Genomic DNA, 1628 nt, shown 5'->3' on the forward strand with positions numbered 1-1628 from the left:
AGGCATTTCTCCGGACAAGTAGTACTCGTTGAACAATCTAGCAGCCGTTGCTTTCCATTGAGTAGAATAGTCGTTCCTCGGTAAATCTATGTTCCTTGTCCTTAGGAATTCAAGAAATGAGAAAGGATAGAGCTCCATGTCCACATGTCTTCCAGTCAAGTGGGTTCCAAGTTCCCTGCTCAAGAGATTAGAATTTGACCCTGTGATAAATACCCTATATCCCTCCCGAAGAAGTCAATTGATGAACAGTTCCCAGCCTTTTACATTCTGGATCTCATCGAAGAACACATTTCTCATGTCCCCGAACAACTCCATAAAAGTCTCCATCAGTACCTGAAAATCTTCTACTGAAAATCTTCTACTGCAAATCCTGATATTCGTTCATCGTCAAAATTGAAATAGAAAAAAGAATCCCGGAACCTGCTGTTGATAATCTGCTTTAGCATTGTGCTCTTGCCACACCTCCTGATCCCTTTGATGATAAATGCGGAGGAACCGTTGTAACTTAATCCAAGGTCAAAAGCATCTCTTGGGACAATGTGATCCGATCTCTCGATTTCAGTCAGTTGATCCTGGATCACTGTTCGCATAAGCGATTTTTGAATCATGACACGATATTTCGTAGGGTATTTTATTTTTGCGCATTATAATGAGCAAAATCTTTAGATAATGCGCATTATGTTCAGCAAATATTAAGGGAGAACAGCCATTTGGATTCTAAAAATAGCATCTTTAATGTGTTTACTGTTTTATTGCTTAATTTATCCATGTCTATCTTAGTTTTTATAATTGTTATTTTCTGGTTTTTCCTTTTTTCTTTGGTAATCTTTAAAGAATATTTTTTTGCCTTCTCTTCAGATATCATGGAAATGATAGTATATAATGCATCCCTACAGAAGCATTACTAATCTTTGAACTTGGTAATTTATGATAAATATTTAAAAATTAATATTATTTAGAACGTTTTAAAAATTCCACCACGGGCAACTTCTGAAAATATTTAATTAATTTATTATTTATTGAATAAATGTACATGTCTTCCAGAGAATTCATCGATGTTGTTAACTCAGTGGTGTTCTTTCTGATTGAATTGTAAGGAATAATTAAAAAGAATCGAATTAAAGTTTGGAATTTAGTATTTTATGCCTCAATCCAATCCTTTATGGGTTTTATGACGGTTATGATTCTTGAATTTTCATGTAGAGAAATGAACTCCCCTGCAATAAGTGCCTTCATGACTTCTGAACCCAGGGAACCTCCCAGATGAAATTCTTTTTCTGTTAAGTCTCTGCATCCATATGCAAAAATTCTTCCATGTCTCCTTTTCACAGGAATCTTAACTCCAAGCCTCATCATATTTATTTCGCCCTTATCAGTTAGATCAAATTCGGGTTTGTCATTTATCTGTTTAAGCCATTTTTTCAGTAAAAATATTTTCAGAAGCATTACACCATCATGTCCTGCCAGATGGTCATAACACCTTCTGCACTTAGAAAAGGATGCATTGTTATTTGATTTTTTTGTTGTTACAGGCATTTTGTGATTTCCAGCCATGTCGTCTAAATAAGTCGTTAAAAACTCAACCCGTTCCGGAATGAGCTTATAAAATACCTCCCTGCCATATGGAA

Annotated in this window: 2 protein-coding genes and 2 pseudogenes; all 4 read right to left on the reverse strand. The window is 35.3% G+C overall.

The window, feature by feature from the left end; genetic code table 11:
- Positions 1-213: pseudogene (locus AMDU4_RS10535) on the reverse strand (AAA family ATPase); the annotation flags it as partial.
- Between the two features lie 131 nt (positions 214-344).
- Entirely contained in the window at positions 345-608 is a 264-nt protein-coding gene (locus tag AMDU4_RS10540) for an AAA family ATPase (protein ID WP_290705056.1), read from the reverse strand.
- 74 nt (positions 609-682) lie between these two features.
- Positions 683-865, reverse strand: a complete 183-nt coding sequence (locus tag AMDU4_RS10545) for a hypothetical protein (protein WP_021787960.1) — start codon at positions 863-865, stop codon at positions 683-685.
- Between the two features lie 275 nt (positions 866-1140).
- A pseudogene (locus AMDU4_RS10550) lies at positions 1141-1628 on the reverse strand (hypothetical protein); the annotation flags it as partial.

Source organism: Ferroplasma sp. Type II (genome assembly GCF_000496155.1).